18 protein-coding genes are annotated in these 21,038 nt (G+C 46.4%); 11 read left to right on the top strand and 7 right to left on the bottom strand.

The window, feature by feature from the left end; translation table 11 throughout:
• Window positions 1-236 precede the first annotated feature (236 nt).
• The 4 genes from thrC (at window position 237) to AR543_RS19235 (ending at window position 6,427) form a co-directional block, all read left to right on the top strand.
• Window positions 237-1,631 carry a threonine synthase gene (gene thrC / locus AR543_RS19250; RefSeq protein ID WP_060536015.1) on the top strand — a complete coding sequence of 465 codons (1,395 nt, stop codon included), beginning with the start codon at window positions 237-239 and terminating at the stop codon, window positions 1,629-1,631.
• Between the two features lie 405 nt (window positions 1,632-2,036).
• On the top strand, window positions 2,037-3,371 hold the full coding sequence (locus AR543_RS19245) for an SMI1/KNR4 family protein (RefSeq protein WP_060536014.1): 1,335 nt from the start codon (window positions 2,037-2,039) through the stop codon (window positions 3,369-3,371).
• A 106-nt stretch (window positions 3,372-3,477) separates the two neighbouring features.
• On the top strand, window positions 3,478-4,887 hold the full coding sequence (gene aspA, locus AR543_RS19240; protein ID WP_060536013.1) for an aspartate ammonia-lyase: 1,410 nt from the start codon (window positions 3,478-3,480) through the stop codon (window positions 4,885-4,887).
• 274 nt (window positions 4,888-5,161) lie between these two features.
• Window positions 5,162-6,427, top strand: coding sequence for a hypothetical protein (locus AR543_RS19235; RefSeq protein WP_060536012.1), 1,266 nt, complete (start codon window positions 5,162-5,164; stop codon window positions 6,425-6,427).
• Between the two features lie 184 nt (window positions 6,428-6,611).
• Here the strand turns inward: AR543_RS19235 and AR543_RS19230 are convergent, their stop codons facing one another.
• Window positions 6,612-7,556 carry an FUSC family protein gene (locus AR543_RS19230; RefSeq protein WP_060536011.1) on the bottom strand — a complete coding sequence of 315 codons (945 nt, stop codon included), beginning with the start codon at window positions 7,554-7,556 and terminating at the stop codon, window positions 6,612-6,614.
• A 310-nt stretch (window positions 7,557-7,866) separates the two neighbouring features.
• Between AR543_RS19230 and AR543_RS19225 the strand changes: the two genes are divergently transcribed.
• Both AR543_RS19225 and AR543_RS19220 read left to right on the top strand, forming a co-directional pair.
• Window positions 7,867-8,289, top strand: a complete 423-nt coding sequence (locus tag AR543_RS19225) for a MarR family winged helix-turn-helix transcriptional regulator (protein WP_060536010.1) — start codon at window positions 7,867-7,869, stop codon at window positions 8,287-8,289.
• Between the two features lie 47 nt (window positions 8,290-8,336).
• On the top strand, window positions 8,337-8,984 hold the full coding sequence (locus AR543_RS19220; RefSeq protein WP_060536009.1) for a nitroreductase family protein: 648 nt from the start codon (window positions 8,337-8,339) through the stop codon (window positions 8,982-8,984).
• Between the two features lie 248 nt (window positions 8,985-9,232).
• On the opposite strand, the gene AR543_RS19215 is transcribed toward AR543_RS19220, so the two are convergent.
• Both AR543_RS19215 and AR543_RS19210 read right to left on the bottom strand, forming a co-directional pair.
• The gene (locus AR543_RS19215) at window positions 9,233-9,985 is read right to left on the bottom strand and encodes a YdcF family protein (RefSeq protein WP_060536008.1); all 753 of its coding nucleotides are present in this window, start codon (window positions 9,983-9,985) and stop codon (window positions 9,233-9,235) included.
• A 91-nt stretch (window positions 9,986-10,076) separates the two neighbouring features.
• Window positions 10,077-11,321, bottom strand: coding sequence for a VanZ family protein (locus AR543_RS19210; protein ID WP_060536007.1), 1,245 nt, complete (start codon window positions 11,319-11,321; stop codon window positions 10,077-10,079).
• 84 nt (window positions 11,322-11,405) lie between these two features.
• Here AR543_RS19210 and AR543_RS19205 point away from each other — a divergent pair, with 84 nt between their 5' ends.
• The 5 genes from AR543_RS19205 (at window position 11,406) to AR543_RS19185 (ending at window position 16,080) form a co-directional block, all read left to right on the top strand.
• Complete coding sequence (locus AR543_RS19205; protein WP_060536006.1) at window positions 11,406-12,140, top strand: response regulator transcription factor; 735 nt, start codon at window positions 11,406-11,408, stop codon at window positions 12,138-12,140.
• A complete protein-coding gene (locus AR543_RS19200) occupies window positions 12,137-13,546 on the top strand; it encodes a sensor histidine kinase (protein WP_060536005.1) in 1,410 nt (469 codons plus the stop codon). Before AR543_RS19205 ends, AR543_RS19200 begins: the two co-directional genes overlap by 4 nt.
• Before the next feature lie 149 nt (window positions 13,547-13,695).
• Window positions 13,696-14,607 carry an ABC transporter ATP-binding protein gene (locus tag AR543_RS19195; protein ID WP_060536004.1) on the top strand — a complete coding sequence of 304 codons (912 nt, stop codon included), beginning with the start codon at window positions 13,696-13,698 and terminating at the stop codon, window positions 14,605-14,607.
• Window positions 14,604-15,335, top strand: coding sequence for an ABC transporter permease (locus tag AR543_RS19190; protein WP_060536003.1), 732 nt, complete (start codon window positions 14,604-14,606; stop codon window positions 15,333-15,335). The genes AR543_RS19195 and AR543_RS19190 overlap by 4 nt, the downstream gene beginning before the upstream one ends.
• 13 nt (window positions 15,336-15,348) lie before the next feature.
• Window positions 15,349-16,080, top strand: a complete 732-nt coding sequence (locus tag AR543_RS19185; RefSeq protein WP_060536002.1) for an ABC transporter permease — start codon at window positions 15,349-15,351, stop codon at window positions 16,078-16,080.
• A gap of 156 nt (window positions 16,081-16,236) precedes the next feature.
• Here AR543_RS19185 and AR543_RS19180 read toward each other — a convergent pair whose 3' ends face one another.
• The 4 genes from AR543_RS19180 to AR543_RS19165 form a co-directional block, all read right to left on the bottom strand.
• Window positions 16,237-17,583: an amino acid permease gene (locus AR543_RS19180; protein ID WP_060536001.1), complete on the bottom strand. Its 1,347-nt coding sequence runs from the start codon at window positions 17,581-17,583 to the stop codon at window positions 16,237-16,239.
• A gap of 286 nt (window positions 17,584-17,869) precedes the next feature.
• Window positions 17,870-18,856, bottom strand: coding sequence for an ABC transporter substrate-binding protein (locus tag AR543_RS19175; protein WP_060536000.1), 987 nt, complete (start codon window positions 18,854-18,856; stop codon window positions 17,870-17,872).
• 135 nt (window positions 18,857-18,991) lie between these two features.
• Window positions 18,992-20,233, bottom strand: coding sequence for a PstS family phosphate ABC transporter substrate-binding protein (locus tag AR543_RS19170; RefSeq protein ID WP_060535999.1), 1,242 nt, complete (start codon window positions 20,231-20,233; stop codon window positions 18,992-18,994).
• Window positions 20,234-20,249: 16 nt separating this feature from the next.
• Window positions 20,250-21,020, bottom strand: coding sequence for an exodeoxyribonuclease III (locus AR543_RS19165; RefSeq protein WP_060535998.1), 771 nt, complete (start codon window positions 21,018-21,020; stop codon window positions 20,250-20,252).
• Window positions 21,021-21,038: the final 18 nt, after the last annotated feature.

Below are 21,038 nucleotides of genomic sequence, written 5' to 3'. Positions count from 1 at the left end.
AATAGGCTGAAATGAATACTAGAAATTTCAGAGATCACAAAAGATGTGATTTATGATAATATGTTGAACAAATAAAAAAGGGCAAACCGGCATAACTTTAGTAAATTAATGCTTGGATGCAGCTCTGTGACAGGGTATGATAGGAAGTAACGTGTTTAACGACGAACAGCGCAGGTCTGTAGAAGTATGCATTCTGCAGAATCCAGGCTTGAATATTAATCAATTGGGGGATATGTATGAAATATATCAGTACCAGGGGACAGGTTGAGCCAAAAGGATTTATCGATACGGTATTAATGGGATTGGCTGATGATGGTGGTCTGATGATACCCGAACAGATACCGGTGATCTCACCGGAGGAACTTCGCGAGTGGAGTACGCTGAGCTATGTAGATCTATTTTTGCAGATATTTGCGCGATATGTGAATGATGAGATTCCGGCAGCGGATCTGCGCGAACTGGCAGAACGCAGCTACGGCAACTTCCGTCATCCGGAAGTGACACCGGTGAAGAAGATCAGCGATTCGCTCTATATTATGGAGCTGTTCCATGGACCGACCTTTGCTTTTAAAGATGTGGCTCTGCAATTCATGGGAGAACTGTATTCCTATATGTCCCGCAAAAATGGAGATATCATTCATATTCTGGGCGCAACTTCCGGCGATACGGGAGCAGCTGCCATCCAGGGCGTACGCGGCAAGGAAGGTATCAAAATCTGTATTCTGCATCCGCATGGCAAGGTCAGCAAGGTGCAGGAGCTGCAGATGACGACGGTAGATGACAGTAACGTACTGAATCTGTCGGTCAAAGGAAACTTTGATGATTGCCAGAAAATGATCAAGGATCTGTTCGCCGATCTGACATTCAAAAAGAAGTATCATCTACGGGCGATCAATTCTATTAATTTCGTGCGCATTCTGGCGCAGACGGTGTATTACTTTTATGCCTATTTCCGGGCGCAGGACGAAAGCGGCGAACGCAAGGTTAATATCAGCGTGCCTTCCGGCAACTTTGGCAATATTTTCTCCGGTTTTCTGGCCCGTCAGATGGGACTGCCGATTAACAAGCTGATTATTGCTACCAACGAGAATAATATTCTGGAGCGCTTTGTGAGAACAGGAGAATACCAGCCAGGTGAATTCCGTAGTACACATAGTCCATCCATGGATATTCAGGTGGCGAGCAACTTTGAACGTTATCTGTATTATTTCCTCAAAGAAGATGCGGCTAAAGTGTCCGATTATATGAACAAGCTTCAAACAGAAGGTAAAATTGTGCTGAGTCAGGAAGATCTGGAGCATGTACAACGTGACTTTGCAGCCTATGGAGCTTCGAATCAGGATTGTCTGCAGTCCATTATCAAATACAAAAATGAGTATGACTATTTGCTCGACCCTCATACAGCTTGCGGTATTGCTGCTTATGAACAATGCAGCGGACCGGAGGAAGTATGCATTACGCTGGCAACAGCCCATCCGGCCAAGTTTGACGAATCTATTGTCCTGTGTGAAATCGAACAGGAATTCCCGGCGCCGATTCAGGCATTGTTCTCTATGCCGCAGCATCAGACGATTATTGATCATGATCTGAATGAAGTGGTTCGCCAGTTGGAAGCCTTTTATACACGCTAATTCACAAAAGGGCAGTAACTGAAATGATACAAAGTGAGGCCGCAGCGATTCATGCTGCGGCTTTTTGGTTTTATGAATTATGCGTAACTTGTAACTATACATGCTCCGTTGATAGCAGCATAATAGAGGCTGCAAAACAGGACTGGATACATGTAAAGTTGATGAATGTAACAATACGGTAGTAAGAACAGTACGAAATCGTAATCACTTTACTGCGGGAACGTATTATAATAGAGAGTATGGCCTGATTGAACAATCAGCCAACCATATGGCTGATACAGCCATTACTTTTTATTTCATACCATCGGGCAGCTGGGTAGTTCCTGTTAATTGAAAGGAATCCGGCTGTCTTAACGAGCGAATATAGAAGAATAGGGATATTGGAGCAAGGAGAGGATGAACAGGATGACATTATATGAACGATGGAAAGGCTGGCATAAGAAATGGAGAAATATGGTTGAATCGCTGCAGGCCAAAGGTGCTGATACTGCGATGGTTATAAAACCGCCTGCAACAGCAGAGCAGATTGGCAAACTAGAGCAGCGTCTGGGAATAACACTGCCGGGAGAGCTCAAAGAACTGCTGGGATGCGGTGCAGAAGGTTTTGTAGTCTGGTCGATTATGGAAGATGTACGGGTACCATTTGGTGCTGCTGGCGATCTGGGCTGGTCTTTGGACGTGCTGGATTTTCCGGATTTCCGAGAAGAATCCTTATACGAGGAAAAGCGGTTTCTAGCTTTCCATATTGCCGGTAACGGAGATATGTTGATGCTTGATCTGGAGAGCCATCCGAAGTACCCGGCTGTTGTTCACTGGTATCATGAGACGAATGAAATTCAGCTGCTGGCCAGCTCATTAACTGATTTTCTGGACAAGGTAACTGTTTTGTACGGTATAGGGGCAGAATCTTGGCAGTACGAACCGTTTATCGGTCATCTCGGTATTGACGTCAACAGTGCCAATGCCAAACGGTGGACGAATTGGATAAATGATTTTCTGCATCTAACACTGGAAGAAGCAAGAAACGACCTGCAGCTGCTAATTCGTTACGTGGAAGTGAATGGCAAAGCGGATCAGCAGCTGCAAGCTGCTTTTGAAGCGCATGATCCGGAACAGGTATTTCAGAGCTGGATGCAGCGAATCAAGCAGGAAAAGGACAAGGATATACGTAACAGTCTGATGGAATATGCAGGAACCATTAGCGGGCAGTATGCTGCTGATTGGGTGAGAAGCCTATGGGAGCTGCCGGAGGAAGATCGTATCAATTCTGCTGTACTGGCGAATCTGACAGCATCCTGTTTGCCGGAAGACGAAGGATTAAACAGGGTCTGGACCAGACTGGAGCAGGCTGAACAGGATAAACGGCTGAATGGATATACTGCCAACTGCTGGCTGAAGCCATTTCGCAGCCGGCGCGTTATTGAATGGATGAGTGAGCGCAAACGGGTGAGTTATCCCTATGATGGCTGGGATCAGCTGTTTGCCATCTCCAATCCCGCAGCCGAAGATGTTATCCGCTGGCTCAATGGGAATGGCGTACAGCGGCAGGTGGTCATTACCGCATTGGCCCAGTTTGCCAATCCGGCAGATATTTTTGTAAACCGGGAGCAGGTGCAGCAGGCCAGGTTGCTGCTGAATGATGAGCTGGAACGCGCAGTAACCAAAAAAGAAAAAAACATGGTTGGCGGTGCGCTGCTGGCACTGGCAGATCTACAGTGGAACGAGAGCAATACCTGTTAAATTAATTTGGGATACTACTGGAACCTGACGTACAGTAAACGTATAATAGGACTGTTGTAATCCATAACCATAAAATCAATAGTCTAGCTAGCCGGAGGAATGAATCGTGAGAGTAGAAAAGGATTTTCTGGGCACCAAAGAAGTTCCGGACGAGGCGTATTACGGTATTCAAACACTGCGTGCAGTAGAGAACTTTCCGATCACCGGTCAGCGTCTGCATCCCGAATTGATCCGGGCGATGGCCATGGTCAAAAAAGGAGCTGCGCTCGCCAATATGGAGCTGTCGCGTCTGTATGGTCCCAAAGGGGAAGCTATCGTACAGGCAGCAGATGAGATTCTGGCAGGCCAGTGGCTGGATCAATTTATCGTCGATCCTATTCAGGGCGGCGCAGGTACGTCGATCAATATGAACACCAATGAAGTTATTGCAAACCGTGCCCTGGAAATCATGGGCAAGGAAAAAGGCGCTTATGTGGACATCAGTCCGAATAACCATGTTAATATGGCACAGTCTACCAACGATGCTTTCCCAACAGCGATTCATCTGGCTACACTGTCCATGATCGAGAAGCTGCTGATCGCTATGCGCGAGCTGCAGCAGTCTTTCCAGACCAAGGCGGATGAATTCGATACAGTGATCAAAATGGGACGTACGCATCTACAGGATGCTGTGCCGATTCGACTGGGACAGGAATTCCAGGCTTATGCACGTGTATTGAGCCGCGATATCCGCCGCGTAGAAGCGACCCGCGAGAATCTGCTGCATATCAATATGGGTGCGACGGCTGTCGGCACCGGTCTGAATGCGGATCGCCGCTATATTACCCGTGTTGCCGAGATTCTGGCAGAGATCAGCGGATTTGAAGTAACCGCTTCGGATCATCTGGTAGATGCGACTCAAAATACGGATGCGTACACCGAAGTATCGGCAGCGCTGAAAATCTGTATGATGAATATGTCTAAAGTAGCCAATGATATTCGTCTGATGGCTTCCGGACCGTATGCCGGTCTTAATGAATTGAGCCTGCCTGCACGTCAGCCGGGATCTTCTATTATGCCGGGCAAAGTCAATCCGGTGATGTGCGAAGTGATCAATCAGATTGCTTTCCAGGTAATCGGTAATGATAATACGATCTGTCTGGCTTCCGAAGCAGGTCAGCTGGAGCTGAACGTAATGGAGCCGGTACTGGTCTATAATCTGCTGCAATCGCTGGAGATTATGAAACAGGGCTTCACCGTATTCCGTCTGCATTGTGTAGACGGTATCCAGGCAAATGTAGACAACTGCCGTCAATATGTGGAGCGCAGCGTCGGCATGATTACGGCACTGAATCCGCATCTGGGCTATGAAGTCGTATCCCGGATCGCCCGCGAAGCGATTCAGACGGGCAAATCGGTGCGCGAGCTCTGTCTGCTGTATAATGTGCTGACTGAGGAAGAATTGAATATTATTCTCGATCCTTATCAGATGACTGAACCAGGAATCGCCGGCGAAGAACTGCTGCACAAGGATTAAGACGAAACGATAACGAATAGATCGGAAACGGACCGGTAGATGGATATTTCATCTGACCGGTCTGTTTTTGTATACAAAATATACGGTGTAATCATCTATAGGATATAGAACGAAACAAGCACGTTGATTCAGGTGTCATTACCTGCTTTAGATTCCAGTATCCGTATGTGCTATATTAATACCAGGAAGTGGATACTGATGACTCACCTATAGGAGGGATCAAACAAGCTGTTAAAATAACTACTCATTCTATACACCGAAAGGATGAATTCATATGAAAATCAGAAAAATGATTGCTCCGGCTCTACTGGCAGGATGTATTATGATAACCGGAAGTTCGGCTTTTCCTGTAAATGGCTATACCGCTAAGGCATCCCAGACTGCCAATGTGGATGTGACTTCCCGATTACAGCTGCTCGGACAGCCTTTTAATAATGAGCCTTATGCCCGCAATGTGTGGGATATGCAGGTATTTGACGGCAAAATCTATCTGGGTCATGGCAACAGCAGCAACTCCAAGCCATCTCCCAATGCAGGCCCTGTGCCGATTATTTATTATGATCCCCAGACCGGGAAATTTATTACGCAAAAAGTAGTGGTGAACAATGCCAAAACCGGCAAACAGGAGACGCGCGAGGTTACCGATGATGAACAGATCGATACATTCAAAATCTTCCGCAATAAACTGTACATACCGGGTAATGATTCGGTCGTACCAGGCTGGGAGTATGGCAACTACTACGAGCTGAACGGTGATCACTGGAATGAGTATCAGAATCTGCCGGGCGGTATTCATGTCTATGACATGGCCTACTATCAGGGCAACCTGTTCGCAGCGATTGGTACAGAAGATGCACCGGTTGTACTGATATCCGGAGATAACGGCAAAACCTGGAAAGAGTTTGCCAAGATCGATGGACTCGGAAGCCGTACGTACAAGTTTTTCCAGTTTAAAGGAATGCTATATGCATCCGCGATCATTATCCCGGATAACAAAACCTGGGATGACGAGACCAACCTGCTCGCTATAGACAAAAACCTGAATATCCATCAGCAAAAAGTAACCGGCAAAACACTGCTGCCAGGTATGAGCTTTGTCGCCAAAGCCGGCTCCAGTCCGTACAAAAAAATCAGTAAAACGGTTGTGCTGAATAATCAGCTCGTCTATATTGCCGGAGAGTTGTACAATGATTCCCAGATCATGCCCGAATCGCTCATTGCAGCCAAAACTCTGGACAAAGCAAGATCGATCCAGCTGCCTGATCCAAATGCCCGTCCAACCGATATGATTGTACGCGGTAAAATGCTGTATCTGCTCACTTATACGAAGCAGTCGGATGGTAGCTATATCAGCCGGGTATACAAAACGCGCAATCTGAACAAGTGGACCGAAGTATTGAAATTCAAACAGGATACGTATGCTAAATCGCTGGAAGAGTATCATGGAGATTTCTACTTTGGGCTCGGAACAGACACTGATCCGATCTCGGAATCTGCCGGTAAAATCCTGCGCATCAAAGCAGCTGATTTGCCCCAATAACAGATCGTTGTGACATGTCGTTTGTCTATGGATAAGTATTTAAGGATACAAGATGAAGATAAATAGCTGAATATAACCAAACAAACCCTGTCTCCCTTTTGTGCGGAGACAGGGTTCTTTAGTTATGTGAAGATATCAAGGTAGTGTTATTGTCTGATTGGACAACAGGATCACAGCAGCCTTGTTATTGTACCGGATCATCGCTTATGGCAAGTTCTGCGCGGGTAGGCTGAAGCTTTTTGGGAGAAGCAATATCGGTTGGGATGATCAGACCGAGTATTTGCATTTCCTGGAGAATACATTGTACATGATACCGGTAAATCAGCGGCAGATATTCCGGATGTACAGTAATCGGAGCAGCGACCAGAGATCGAAGTCGCTGAATGACTCCAGGAGCCAGCTCAGTCTCCGGCTCATCGGTGAGCAGTCGCAGCATACGCATATGGGAATACGTGTTGTGGTAAATATCGATCTCCTGCTCAATATGATCGATAAACAGCTGCTTGCTGAGATTCAGCCGGAATTCGGAAGTATACGTTTTGTACGCTTCTTCCATCGCTGTCATATCATCGCGCAGAGAACTGATATGTACACCGCCGCCTTCGCGAAGCAGTTCATGGGCGAGACGCGTCATATTGCGACGCAGAACCATGCGCTTCTGTTCCAGTCCACGCTCATGGTTGGGTGGATAGACGAGATAGTTAACCAGTACGGCAACCCCGATACCGATCAGCGTATCCATTACGCGGTGAGTACCGTAGAGAAGGGGACTTTCACCCGGACGCAGATTCAGCATGATTGCCAGAAATACGATGCTGGCAATAGAGACGGATTTGTTCCAGCCCAGTAGATTGCAAATATAGATGACCATAATAATACCGAGCGCCGCCAGAATGGCATTATGCGGATCGATCAAAGCGAAAATAAATCCGCAAAAAGCACCGACAATTGTGCCCATCATCCGGTTTTTACCAACCGTATACGAATTGGTGACCGAGTTTTCCATTGCAATAATAGTAGCGATAACAGCATAAAACGGATACTCCAGATGCAGCAGCTGCGAGATGATCAGACAGATCAGCACAGCAAGCGCTGTTTTGAGGTTACGCATTCCAATAGCAAATTTCATAAGTTCAATCGGTTCCTTCCTGAATCATACAAGTTAACATTGGACTATGTACTATAACGTATTATTCTTTTAAAGTCTATGAACTATGATGAACCATCAAAGGATAGCTCACTTACAAAAAAGAGAACAACAAAACCGCTCACAAAAGTAACAATAAATATTTTCATAAATTTAATTTTGTGTAATACAATTGCAAATTCAAATAGGATATGTTATTATTTGATATGTCAATGATTGATCAGTCAAACGAATAGATATTCTGCGCTATTTCATGAATAACCGTAGTACGGTCAGAGAGGAGAGAAGTCCGATGCCAGAATTATCATCTCAGGAAATATTCAACCAAATTCACGGTCTTCACCGTCAGCTGACCAGTACATTTGAGCGGTGTGCAGGAATCAGTGCTTCCCGCTTGCAGCTGTTATGTCAGTTGTATCAGTCTGATGAGATTAGCCAATCTTCCTTACAAAAGCTGGTTGGTATCGATCATGCAGCCATCACCCGTCATGTGAAGCAGCTGGAAGCGGAGAATATGGTTATTCGTCGTATCAGTCCCGAAGATAACCGCTTCACACTCGTACAGCTCACCGAGCATGGACGCGAGAAGATTATTGCTTTTCGGCAGGAACGTGAAACTTTCCTGAACCGTATGCTCGATGGCTTCAGCAGCAGCGATCAGAAACAATTATCCGATATGCTGCAGCGGATTAATCAGAATATCAGCCAGCTCTAGGCTGTATTCGTTATTATTTACACCTATATAAAAGGAGAGTTTACTGTATGACAACAACCAATGCTGTAACCCAAACCAACGATTTCCGTAAAATTGCCCTGGAGCGCCGCTCCATTAAAAGTTATGATCCATCCATTAAAATCAGCCGTGAAGAAATGACCGAGATTCTGGATGAAGCGACTCGCGCTCCATCTTCGATCAACCTGCAGCCTTGGCGCTTCCTCGTTATCGAGAGTGAAGAAGCCAAAGCACAACTGCTGCCACTGGCGAAATTTAACAGCCATCAAGTAGAAACGTCTGCTGCTGTTATCGCGATCTTTGGCGATCTGCAGCACGAACTGAATGCAGAGGAAATCTTCAATACCGCTGTAGAACTGGGCTATATGCCTGCAGAAGTCAAAGAAAGACAGCTTCCATTTGCTATGGCTTATTATGAAAACCTGTCTGAACAGGCACGTAAAGATATTGCTCTGATCGACAGCGGTCTGGTATCGATGCAGCTGATGCTGGTAGCCCGTGCACACGGTTATGACACCAACCCGATCGGTGGCTACGAGAAAGAAAAAATGGCTGAAGTATTCGGCATGGATACCAAACGCTACGTTCCTGTTATGCTGCTGACAATCGGTAAAGCGGCTAATGAAGGCTACCCTTCGATGCGTCTGCCAATCAACAGCGTAGCAGAGTGGAAATAAGAACGAACACGAATTAACGAAACACATGGATAAAGTGGATAAACAGGCGATACAAATACAAAGCCTGCTATAGATAAAAAGAGAGACAGCCTGCAGGCTTGTCTCTCTTTTTCGTATGCTGCACTATAGCAGCTACTGCAGTGATAGTTGTTGCAGTACCAGATAAAGCCGCAACAGGAGAAGCAGTAATACCCTCTATCCCTCAACTCTACCTATCAATTCTGCCTGACCTGCTCGTTTATAAATAGTTATGACTTGATTGTAGCTACCAGCAGTCCCAGATATTCTTTAAGTGCTGTACTGGTAGAACTTACTGCTCCACCAGAAGGCGAAAATTTGCCTGCATATATCGCTTCCGGCTGGCTAACCCAGTAATCGGTAGGATACGGCTGTACAGCCAGACCGGCTCGCTGGAATTCGACGACCGAACGGGGCATATGAAAAGCGGAAGTGACCAATACCGGATGACTCCATTTTTTTTGCTTCAGCAGGGCAGCTGTATTCACTGCATTTTGTTCGGTGTTGAGGGAACGGTTCTCGGCAAAAACGTCTTTGGATGGTATACCCATGCCAATGAGCTGCCGACGTGCAATATCGGCTTCATTGCCGCTGTCAGCGAATACCTGACCACCTGAGAAAACAATCGGCAGACCAGTCTGACGGTACAGACGAACAGCGGTAATCAACCGATTACCAGCGGCTCCTGACAGATTGCCCTGACCGTCGATATCCGGTGTACCCTGCGTAGCTCCGCCACCCAGCACAACGATCACATCGCCCTGCACAGAAGTTGGCGGTGTATAGCGCTGCTCCAGGCTGCCAACCAGAGCATCACTGACAAGACCTGTTGTAGACAAGTACAGTACAATAGTCAGCATCAGCAGTACAATTGCCGGTTTGAGCTGCCGCCGCCATAACCAGACAGACATCGCCAGCAGCAAAATAATAAACAATCCGGGTGGAAGTACAAAGCTGTACAAAAACTTGATTACATATAGCAAGGAAATCTACCGCCTTTGACAAAAGTAAATGAATGACTGAAAAAGGGTGATACCGTTCATATCCTATACATATACAACTTGCTGTATTGTATCATGATCGGGAGGTTATATCATCGGCCTTCAGGTTATGTCTATCATGTACTGCAGGCGACAGAGCAGTATCTCCTGTATCTTCTGTAGAACCGGCTTGATGATCTGACGGATGTTCTTCTGAGCTCTCTCTTGAGCTGCCGGGCTGATCCGGCCAGGTGATTTGATGAGAGGTATGACTGATTTGCTCATAGAACAATAACGATCCTTTTTTGAAAAAGCGGGTAATCAGATGGATGAAAAATCCGGCATTCATTACAAACAATATCGACAGATACAGAATAGCTTCCAGTCGGGCAGGCATACTAATTACAAAAGGAGTATTCAGCAGCCGGTTCAGTCCGAAAAATCCCCAATACAACAATCCATAACGAACAAGCAGCGCCATAACAGGAATTCTGCGTTCTGGCTGCTCCGTAAGCACCAGATGAATGCGCACCATCCATTTACCCAGTGTACGTCCTCGGGTGATATAAGGCAGCAGTATAAAATAAAGGCCACTGGACAACCAGAATACAAGTGGAACCTGCATTCCCATCAGGATAGCAGATAATAGCATCCAGGCCATCATATCGATGATAAAAGCAATTCCTCGGCGGGTATACGTAACCCTCCGTTGTGACCGGTCCAGCTGTCTATCCATCTGCTGCGCATCCGGCAACCTTTCGGAGATCCAGGATGCTATAAGCAAGCCGACCATGCCGCCAAACGTATTACAGATCAGATCATCGACATCAAAAATCCGGTAAGCATGATCATAAATACCAAAAATACCGGTCAGCTGAATGGTTTCAAAAGACAAAGACAGCAAAAAAGACCAGATCAGCGCAGACCACCAGCCTTGCCGGAAATAATAACGCAGAAACATGCCGAATGGTACAGTCAGCAGGATATTGAACAGAACCTGCAAAAAAGCGCGCTCTTTGAATATATGCATATACGTCTTAGGGTCATGCAACGAAACCGAGGTTTCTTTCAAAAAATCACTGACAAATTGGAAAGGGACCAACTGTAAATCACCATGCGCCAGCGGCAGATTATGCGGGGACGCCGGAAATGGTAAAATAACAAGGAAGTAGGCATTCATCAGATACAGCAGCAGGGCATAGAGCGTAATAGCCCGCACCATATTAATATATCCATACTTCCGGTACTGATACACCAGGAAAGGAAAAGTAAATACTGCTGCCGCCAGTGGAAAAGCGAGGAAAGCATATAAAACAGGTAATAAATATGCGTCGTACATAGATATCATGCCTCCAGATTAACCTGACTCTGCCACGCAGAAATAAGTAAATGATATGTAGATTATTATAAGGAGGAACGCCTTATGAATGAAAGCAGTCCAGCCTTGTCTGCGCGTAAGATTATGATTATTGATGATGAACCGGATATTACAGATTTGTTGACTACCGTGTTACATAGAGAAGGCTTTCGATATATTTGTACAGCGGCTACAGGAACAGCAGGTATTCGCTTATGCCGGGAACAGCAGCCGGATATTATCATACTGGATATTATGCTGCCGGATCTGGACGGATTTGCTGTCTGTCAACAGCTGCGTCAGTTTACCCATGTACCAATCTTTTTTCTGTCTGCCAAAAATGAAGATATGGACAAGATTATCGGTCTTGGCATCGGCGGAGATGACTATATTACCAAGCCATTCAGCCCGAAAGAGCTGGCTTACCGAATCAAGGCGCGTTTTCGCCGGGATCTGATGCTATCCGGCATGATTAGAGAGCAGCGTCCTATATATGAGTATGGCAATATCCGTATTGATGAAAACAAAGGCGAAGTGATCCGTAATACCGAGCCTATAGGTTTGACAGCCAAAGAGTACAAATTGTTACTGTTACTGGCCTCTCATCCCGATCAGATATTCAGCAAGCAGCAGCTGTACCGCAATGTATGGGAAGAAGATGACAGAGGCAGCGATAATGCCATCATGGTGCATATCCGGCATCTGCGAGAAAAGCTGGAAGAGGATCCGTCCAATCCGCAGCGACTGCTAACAGTACGCGGTCTTGGTTACAAATGGACTTCACGGAGCATGAAATCATGAAGTGGAAAATCACCTCGCTGTATGTAGGTTCCTATATTGTGCTGCTTGGATTATTTTTGATCATCTATACTGCAGCTGTGTTTTACTTTATTGATAAGGGCAGCAAAGTCAGTCCGGTGGAGATGACACTGGATTTTCAGCAGTATATTACCGGAGATAGCGAAGGTCAACCGATTATCACAGCTGCTGGCAAAAGTCTGCTTCAGCAAAATAATGCCTGGATTCAGGTGCTTGATGAAAATGGTACAGAAATTACGGCCTGGAACACACCGGATCATACACCGAAGCATTATACGCCCAGTCGGCTGGTTTTTATCAACAAATTTTCGGTCAATGGATCTACAATTTTCACCGGGATAAAAGAATGGAAAAACAGGGAGTGGAGCTATCTTATTGCTTTTCCGGAGACTCAGATCAGCAAATATCCGGTGCATTATGAACCGCACTACATGTTTAACAGTCTGTTCTATATTCTAGGAATACTGATTGTGTGCATACTGCTGATCGGTTACTTGTTTGGCAGTATACTGAGCCGTCCAACATGGAAGATAATTCAGGGAATTACCCGGCTATCCCTACGTGATTACAGCATCCGGTATAAGGCACAGGGAGTGTATGGCAATGTATATCAGAGTCTGAACACCTTGGCAGATAAGCTGCAGGAGCATGAGAGTGAGCAGCGGCGAATGGAGCAGATGCGGGAGGAATGGATCGCCAATCTGTACCATGATCTGAAGACACCTTTGTCCTTGATTCAGGGATATGCCGAATTGATGAGCGATCCTGTAGAAAGAATCCATACAGAAGATATTTCCCGCTACAGCCGAATCATTGCCAAAAATACGAACCAACTGGAAGCACTGCTGAATGATCTAAAAATCACCTACCGTCTCAAAAATAATATCCTCCCTCTGACTATGCGCAGCGAGGATCTAATAGAGGTGATCAGAGAGACGGTTATTCAGATACTGAACAGCCCGGCTTACCAGGAGCGTGAGATTGATCTGGAATCCGATCAGGAGACGATCCTTATGTCGCTGGATCATCAATGGATGCAGCGCGCCCTGAATAATCTGATTCTGAACGCATTGATACATAATCCGGCTGCTACCCGAACTCGTATTCAAGTGCAATACCGCCAACCGGAAGTTGTAGTCCGGGTTATGGATAACGGTAAAGGAATTCCGATTGACGAGCAACAGCGTCTGTTCGAACGTCATTACCGGGTAGCCGATGCCAGGCAGCCTACAGTCGGTTCCGGTCTGGGTCTGACAATTGCCAAGCAAATCGTAGAGGCTCATCAGGGAAGTATTACGCTGGAGAGTGAACCTGATCGAGGAACAGTAGTTACACTCGTCTTTCCCGATTCTTTTTCCTGCGTGAATAAACAGAATCAAAAGGTATAATAAATTTCTCAAAAGGCAGATACCGATACAACGGGTATCTGTCTTTTTGCTTAAGCCAAACTTAAGGTAATTGCAGCATTCCACTTAAACTTGGGTCCGTATACTGGATAAAGCACCAATAACATATCAGATATAAAGGAGCAGCAATAATGAGTGAATGGATTATGGAGACAGAGGGACTTACCAAAACCTACAGGAAATTCACACCTGTCGATCAGCTTCAGCTGCATGTGCGGGAAGGAGAGGTATATGGATTTCTCGGTCCCAATGGAGCAGGCAAAACAACAACTATTCGTATGCTGCTGGGATTGATACGTCCTAGCACTGGCAGTATCCGCATATTTGGCCGGGAATTGCCCCGGCACCGATCCTTTATTTTGCGACAGGTCGGTTCTATGGTAGAGTCGCCTTCCTATTATGGACATTTGACAGGAAAGGAAAATCTGAAGCTGACCTGCACACTGCTGCAGATTCCGGAGACTGAAGTGGATCGTGTGCTGGATATTGTACGACTTCGTCAAGCCCAGCACAAGCTGGCACGTACCTATTCGCTGGGTATGAAGCAGCGTCTGGGAATTGCGCAGGCACTGCTTGGCAATCCAAGACTGCTCATACTGGATGAACCGACCAATGGACTGGATCCGGCTGGTATTCAGGAGATTAGAGAACTGATTGTACAGTTACCCCGGCAATATAGAATCACTGTATTTGTCTCCAGTCATATTCTACGGGAGATTGAACGCGTCGCCAACCGGGTCGGTATTATTCATACCGGGCGTTTGCTTTTTGAAGGAGAAATGTCCGAGCTGCACAGGCAGGGCACTCCTTTTGTACAGTTGCATGCCGAGCCTGCACAGCAGACGCTGGATTACCTGCGGGAATGGGGGTACCCGGTGGTGCAGGAGGATCATGGGATGAATATTATGTCCGACCCTGCAGAAGCGTCGGTAATTAATCGCAGGTTGGTGAATCGTAATATTGAAGTCTCGCATCTGAGCATAGGAGGTCAGTCGCTGGAAGATATCTTTCTGGAGATGACGAAAGGAGCGGACAGTCTATGAATTTGATAAGACTGCTGCAGACAGAATGGATCAAGCAGCGGCGTGGAATATTGCCCTGGCTCGTGGTAGGTGGACCTTTGATCTTTGCCGTGATGATGTGGGTGGATCTATATTTGAGGTATAACTATCTGAACGGCAGACATCCGGAGCTTGATTCATGGGAGTTGCTGATGCAGGAAGGATTTATGATATGGGCAATATTTTATCCGATAGGAATTACGCTGATTGCGGCGCTGATCCATTATCGGGAATACACAGATCATGGATGGAAGCATCTGCTGGCACTGCCGGTGCCTCGTTTATCTGTTTATGCAGCCAAGTGGCTTCTGATCTGGCTGTTGTCCTGTGCTGCGGCAGGATTGCTGCTGCTTTTCTTATATGTAACTGGCAGGATTTTGCATTTTCCAGAGCCATTTCCTGCAGTTGTATATTTACGTTACGGTATCAATTTGTGTATTGCAGCGCTCGGAGTGGTCAGCCTGCAGCACTGGCTGAGTTCACGATTATCCAATCCACTGTATGGGATGGCTATCGGTTTTTCGGGCAGTATGGGCGCTTTATTTTTTGCCCAATCCAAGATTATGCGATTTGTTCCTTATGCATCGGCTTTGTTTACTGTAACTGTGGAGAACGAAGATCAATGGCTCGCTATCGTAACAGGGTTGATTGCCGGACCGCTGTTGCTGATCGCCGGACTGACGGAATTCAGGCGGCGGGATATTCATTGAGAGGATGAGGATTATGATTCGCTTATTTCGATATGAGCTTTACAAGCTGAGACGGACACGTCTTCTCTGGCTTGTAGCCATTGCTCCGCTATTTATGGTATTTCAGGGAGTACAGAATTTTGTTCGTTACAGGCAAATATGGACCAGAGAAGCATGGGAAGTCATTATGGAACAGACCTTTATATTTTATCCTTCTTTTCTCTATCCCTTGTTGATCGCTGTGATTATGGCTATGGTGGCACGTGTTGATCATGTACAGGGAGGCTGGAAGTATATGCTGGCTCATCCGGTATCCCGATCGGGTATATATATGGCCAAGCTGGCAGCAGGTATATTATATATTCTGATCAGTATGGCGGCTTTTGGAATCAGTGTAGTAATGGGTGGATTAATTGCAGGAGCAGGCGGCAGTATCCCATGGGGAGAAATAGCCTGGAAAATGGCAGGATGCTTTCTCGCGTCACTTCCTGTGATCATGATTCAATACGAGCTCAGTATGCGCTTTAGTCATATTGGTGTGCCGCTGGCTGCAAGTATTATTATGAGTGTACCTTCTATTCTGGTAGCCAATTCCAAACAATTCTGGTTGTTTGATCCATGGACCTATCCAATCGTACTGCTGCTTGGTTCGCGTCTGGATATGGATGATGGGCAGTCAGTCATTATGAATATCATTATTGTTGTTCTGACACTGTTGGTTTTCCTAATAGGCATGCTGGGTTTCCGGCGCAGAGATATCGTATAGTTACAGCCATATTGAATAAAGAGATCGTTCTGTTAAAAATCAGCATGATTCTCAAAATCCTGTTGGATTCCCGAACATCAAAAAAACAGCCTGTTCTCTCGATAAAAGAGGACAGGCTATTCTGAGTGGATGAAGCAATATAACTATTTCTTGTGATCAGGTAGTACGACGGAACTTGAACAGCGAGCTAATGAACAGAATAATCAGGAAAATCACACATGCACCAATACTGATCCGGTTGCTCGCATCAAACAGGAACAGCACAGCAATCACACCCAGACAGATTGCTGTCAGTCCAGAGATATACGGATATCCCCAGATACGGAATGAAGGCTGGACCGGATAGTTTTTGCGCAGCTTAAGCTGGGACAGACAGATACTGATCCAGACGAGCAGCACGACAAATCCAGGCACAGCAATCAGAATGCCGAATACCTGATCCTGAGCCACATAGGCGAGCCATGAGCCTAGCAGCAGAACAACAGCACACAGAATCAGACTGTTGACCGGCACGCCGCGACTGGATGTTTTGGCCAGCATGGCAGGAGCTTCGTTATTGATCGCCATGGAATGAAGCATCCGGGTAGCTCCGTAAATACCGGAGTTGGCGGCAGACAAGACCGCTGTCACGAGAATAAAGTTCATGATATGGGCAGCGCCCTGCAGTCCGGTTGCTGTTAGCACCTGCACAAACGGACTGGTCTGGTCACTCAGCTGATTCCATGGAATCAGTCCGCAGATGATCAGGATCGGCAAGGTATAGAACAGTATGACCCGCAAGATAAAGCTTTTTACGATCTTTGGCAGTACTTTATCCGCATTCGGTGTCTCGGTCAGTGTGAGACCGATCAATTCCGAGCCGCCGTAGGAAAAGGTAACGACAAGCAGTGCCGATAGAATCGCCATCCAGCCATTTGGCAGGAATCCGCCGTGGGCTGTAAAGTTGCTCAGATAAGGAGCAGGATTGCTGCCGGGGATAATACCGAACAGCAGACAGCCGCCCAGCACGATAAAGATAATAATCATCGCAATTTTGATCCCGGCGAGCCAGAATTCCAATTCTCCCAGTCGTCCGACACTCATCGTATTAACTAGCAGAATAAAGGCGGCACTGGCCAGACTGAGTACCCATAGCGGTACATCCGGGAACCAGAACTGCAAAAAGCTGCCGGCAGCAATGACTTCAATTACACATACGGCCAGCCACATAAAGCAGTATAACCATCCGACAATAAAAGCAAGCCGCTGACCATAAGCCAGAGAAATGAAATCTTTCATATTTTTGTTGGGATAGACGGTAGCCATCTCCGCGATTGCGCTCATTACGACCAGCAGGAGCAGACCTGCAAATACGTAAGAGAGAATGACGCCGGGTCCTGCAAGATTGATTGTGTCGGAACTGCCTTTGAAGATTCCCGTTCCGATAACACCGCCCATAGCCATAAATGTAATATGCCGTGGACGGAGCTTTTTCTGTAATGATGCTTCTTCATTTGCTTTCAAGCGTAAGTCCTCCTCAGTGTGATACTGCTTTAAACCACTCCAGTGTATTTATCTATACTAACTTATAATCGGCATTTTCGATATGAAATTCAATGCTAGCTAAATATCTTTTTTAGTTAGCTATTATTTGGGCAGGAGGTAGAACGACAGAATAGACCGGAATGACGACGGAAATAAATAAAAGCCACCTCGACCGTAGCATGATCCGATAAAGAACACAGTCTATGCTGTACTGTGATTTATCGGAAATGCCGGTCGAGGCGGCTGAATGAATAAATGCTGTAGATTAGCTGGCTGTCACGTTTTTCATAATATCATCAATAATCATGGAATTGGCGATCGGGCCGGTATACAACCAGCTGGAATTCAGACTCATCGTATAGGCATGACCGGATTTAACAGCCGGGATACTGTTCCATACGGCTGGACTGATATTATTTTCCTGAGATTCGCCATCCTTGATAATAACAAACAGATAATCGGCATCCAGCTCGGACAGACCTTCCAGAGACAAGGCACTCCAGTTGGCTTGGCTGCTGGCAGAAGCTTTTTTGACCACTTCCGGTACGCTCATGCCCAAATCTTTATACATGACATCGCCGCTGGACAGATTCTGATTGACAATAAAGACATTTTTGCCGCTGATCCAGATTGCTGCAGCGGATTTATTTCCGATCGTCTGCTGCAGTTGCTGCTTGGCATTTTTGGCTTTGGTTTCGTAATCAGCAAGTACTTGTTCGGCCTGGTCGCTTTTGCCGAGCACGTTACCGACACTTTTTAATTCCTCGCGCCAGTCGTTGTTCTGTGCATTGCCGACAACATAGGTAGGAGCAATCTGGGCGTATTGATTGTATTTTTCGCCTGCAACCATTTCTGCGCTGTCCATCAGCAGCAGATCGGGAGTAAAGTTAATAACGGCTTCATACGGTAATTCAGAGGAGATAGTAGGGACTCCCTTGAGCTTATCCTGCAGGTAATCCTGTACATTGCCTTTGCCGATCGACCACTGTGCAACAGGAGTGACTCCGAGTGCAACGAGTGGATCTTCAAGATAAGAAGCGATAATACGCTGGGGGTTGGCAGGAATCTTCACTTCATGTCCCATACTGTCCTTGAGTGTACGCTCTGTTGCAGCCGTGTCTGCAGGAGCAGCAGTTTCACTGCCCGCTGAAGATGGAGTGTTCGCAGGTACTGCCGAAGAGCAGGCACTTGTAACAAGCGCTGCAGACAGGAGCAAGGCAGCTGCTCCGAATGATTTGTTAAAACGATACATATGTAATTCCCTCCAGGTCTGATGTTTGCTCATGTTGGCCCGTTCATATCCAATTCAAGCATAGGTACAGTATACATCATTCCCGGAGTAAATGAGAATAATTATCATATAAAGAATACTACGAAATTATGGCTTTTATTGAGCCTGTAGTGGGAAATAACCGGTCTTTTTTATTAATTCCTGACCTTCCGGCGAAACTATCCAGGTCAGGAAAGGTTGAATATGGGGATTGCTGGATACCGCTGTTGTACTGGCTGAATCCTTGGAGTCTTTGGACAGTTTATGCTTAGTAACCGCATAGAAAGGCGTAATCAGCGTATATGTACCGCTTGCTATACTTTTGGAGTCCGGATATACTCCGTCCACGGACAGCAGTTTGATCTCTGTGTTGGGATTCATGGTAGTGGCAAAAAAGTGAAAAGAGTAGCCGATCGCATTGGTATAGTTGTGGTAATCTGCGACTTTATCCATAATGCCGCCCATTCCCGAAGCCACACTGTCAACAGGCGGCGTCATCGGCTGTTCGCTGCCCATCCATTTACGCAGCATAGCCTGGCTTCCACTGTCCTCCGGCCGCTGAAAAGCTTGAATAGATTCATTTTTACCACCGACCTGTTTCCAATTGGTGATATGTCCAGTATAGATTTCTTTGATCTGGTCAGAGGTCAGGTTGCTTACAGGATTATCTTTATTAACGAAAAACACAAATGCTTCATAACCGATAGGTGTCAAATGAAGTTCAAGATTATTGCGCTCGGCCAGCTGCTCCTGTCCGCTGGAAGGGGCGGCAGCGAAAATTATATCTGTATTACCGGCGATCAGCCGCTCGTAGGCTGACCCTGTACCGCTGCCGCGTACGACGCTTTTCTGATCATGCGGATCGTAGGAGGCTGCTTCTTTGGGATATACGGTCTGAACAAAGGCAGAGTAGACCGGATACAGAGCTGTTGCTCCATCCAGTCGAGGCACTGCATCGCCTTTGTCCAGATGATAGGAAGGGGAGCGTCCCAATGAAGCGATCATGCTCGGCTGTTCGGTCCGAAAAGGCTCGTATTTTTGCAGATCGATATCCTGCACACTGATAGCGACCATATTCTGGTCATACAAAGTATACGCTTTGTAACCGGCAGCAGCTACGATACATCCGGCCAGACAGCCAATCAGCAGCTTGTTGAACAGGGGATGATGCAATATGTTCTCAAAAGAAGAAAGAATAAAAGCAATCTCCAGAATGAGCAGCACAATATAGAAAATAACAGTGTAGAAAAGAGGATGATCACTCGTAAACAAGATCACGAAAGTTCCGATTATCCCTGCAAAAAAACAACCTGCCAAACCCAATAGGGCGACTCCAATCGTCGTCATTACGCGTTCCATGAATAGTTCTCCTTTGTCAGGAAAGTAGTGCCGGATCCTTCATTTCCAGAATTACCGGACAATGATCACTGCCCATAATCTGGCAGTCAATCTGCGCATCGGTCAGCAGCGGAGCCAGCCGGGAGGACGCGAGGAAGTAGTCAATCCGCCAGCCAATATTGCGTTCGCGTACTTTTGCCATATAAGACCACCAACTGTACATATCTTCACGATTGGGATAGAAGTGCCGGAAAGTATCGATAAATCCCGATTCCAGCAGCAGGGTCATTTTGCCGCGTTCTTCATGGGTGAATCCCGAATTGCCGATATTGGAACGGGCATTTTTGAGATCGATCTCCTGATGGGCGACATTCAGATCTCCGCAAATAATGACGGGCTTGTGCTTGTCCAGCTCCAGTACATAGAGGCGGAATCGGTCTTCCCACTCTAGTCGGTAGGGTAGTCTCAGCAGGTCGCGCTTTGCATTAGGGGTATAGACATTGACCAGATAAAAGCCCTCGTACTCCAGCGTAATCATGCGGCCTTCCTCTTCATAATTTTCCTCCAGTCCATAATGGACAGATAACGGTTTGATGCGGGTAAATACGGCTGTACCGGAATAGCCCTTTTTCTGTGCATAATTCCAGTACTGCTCATACTCTCCGCTATGATCAAGTTCGATCTGACCGGCTTGCAGTTTGGTTTCCTGAATGCAGAAAATATCGGCATCCACACGGTCGAAATAATCGTTGAATCCTTTTTTGACAGCGGCTCTCAGGCCATTGACGTTCCATGATACAAGCTTCATTGGTGTATAATCTCCTTG

Source organism: Paenibacillus bovis (genome assembly GCF_001421015.2).
GTDB lineage: Bacteria > Bacillota > Bacilli > Paenibacillales > Paenibacillaceae > Saccharibacillus > Saccharibacillus bovis.
This window is presented reverse-complemented; position numbering and strand designations above follow the sequence as displayed.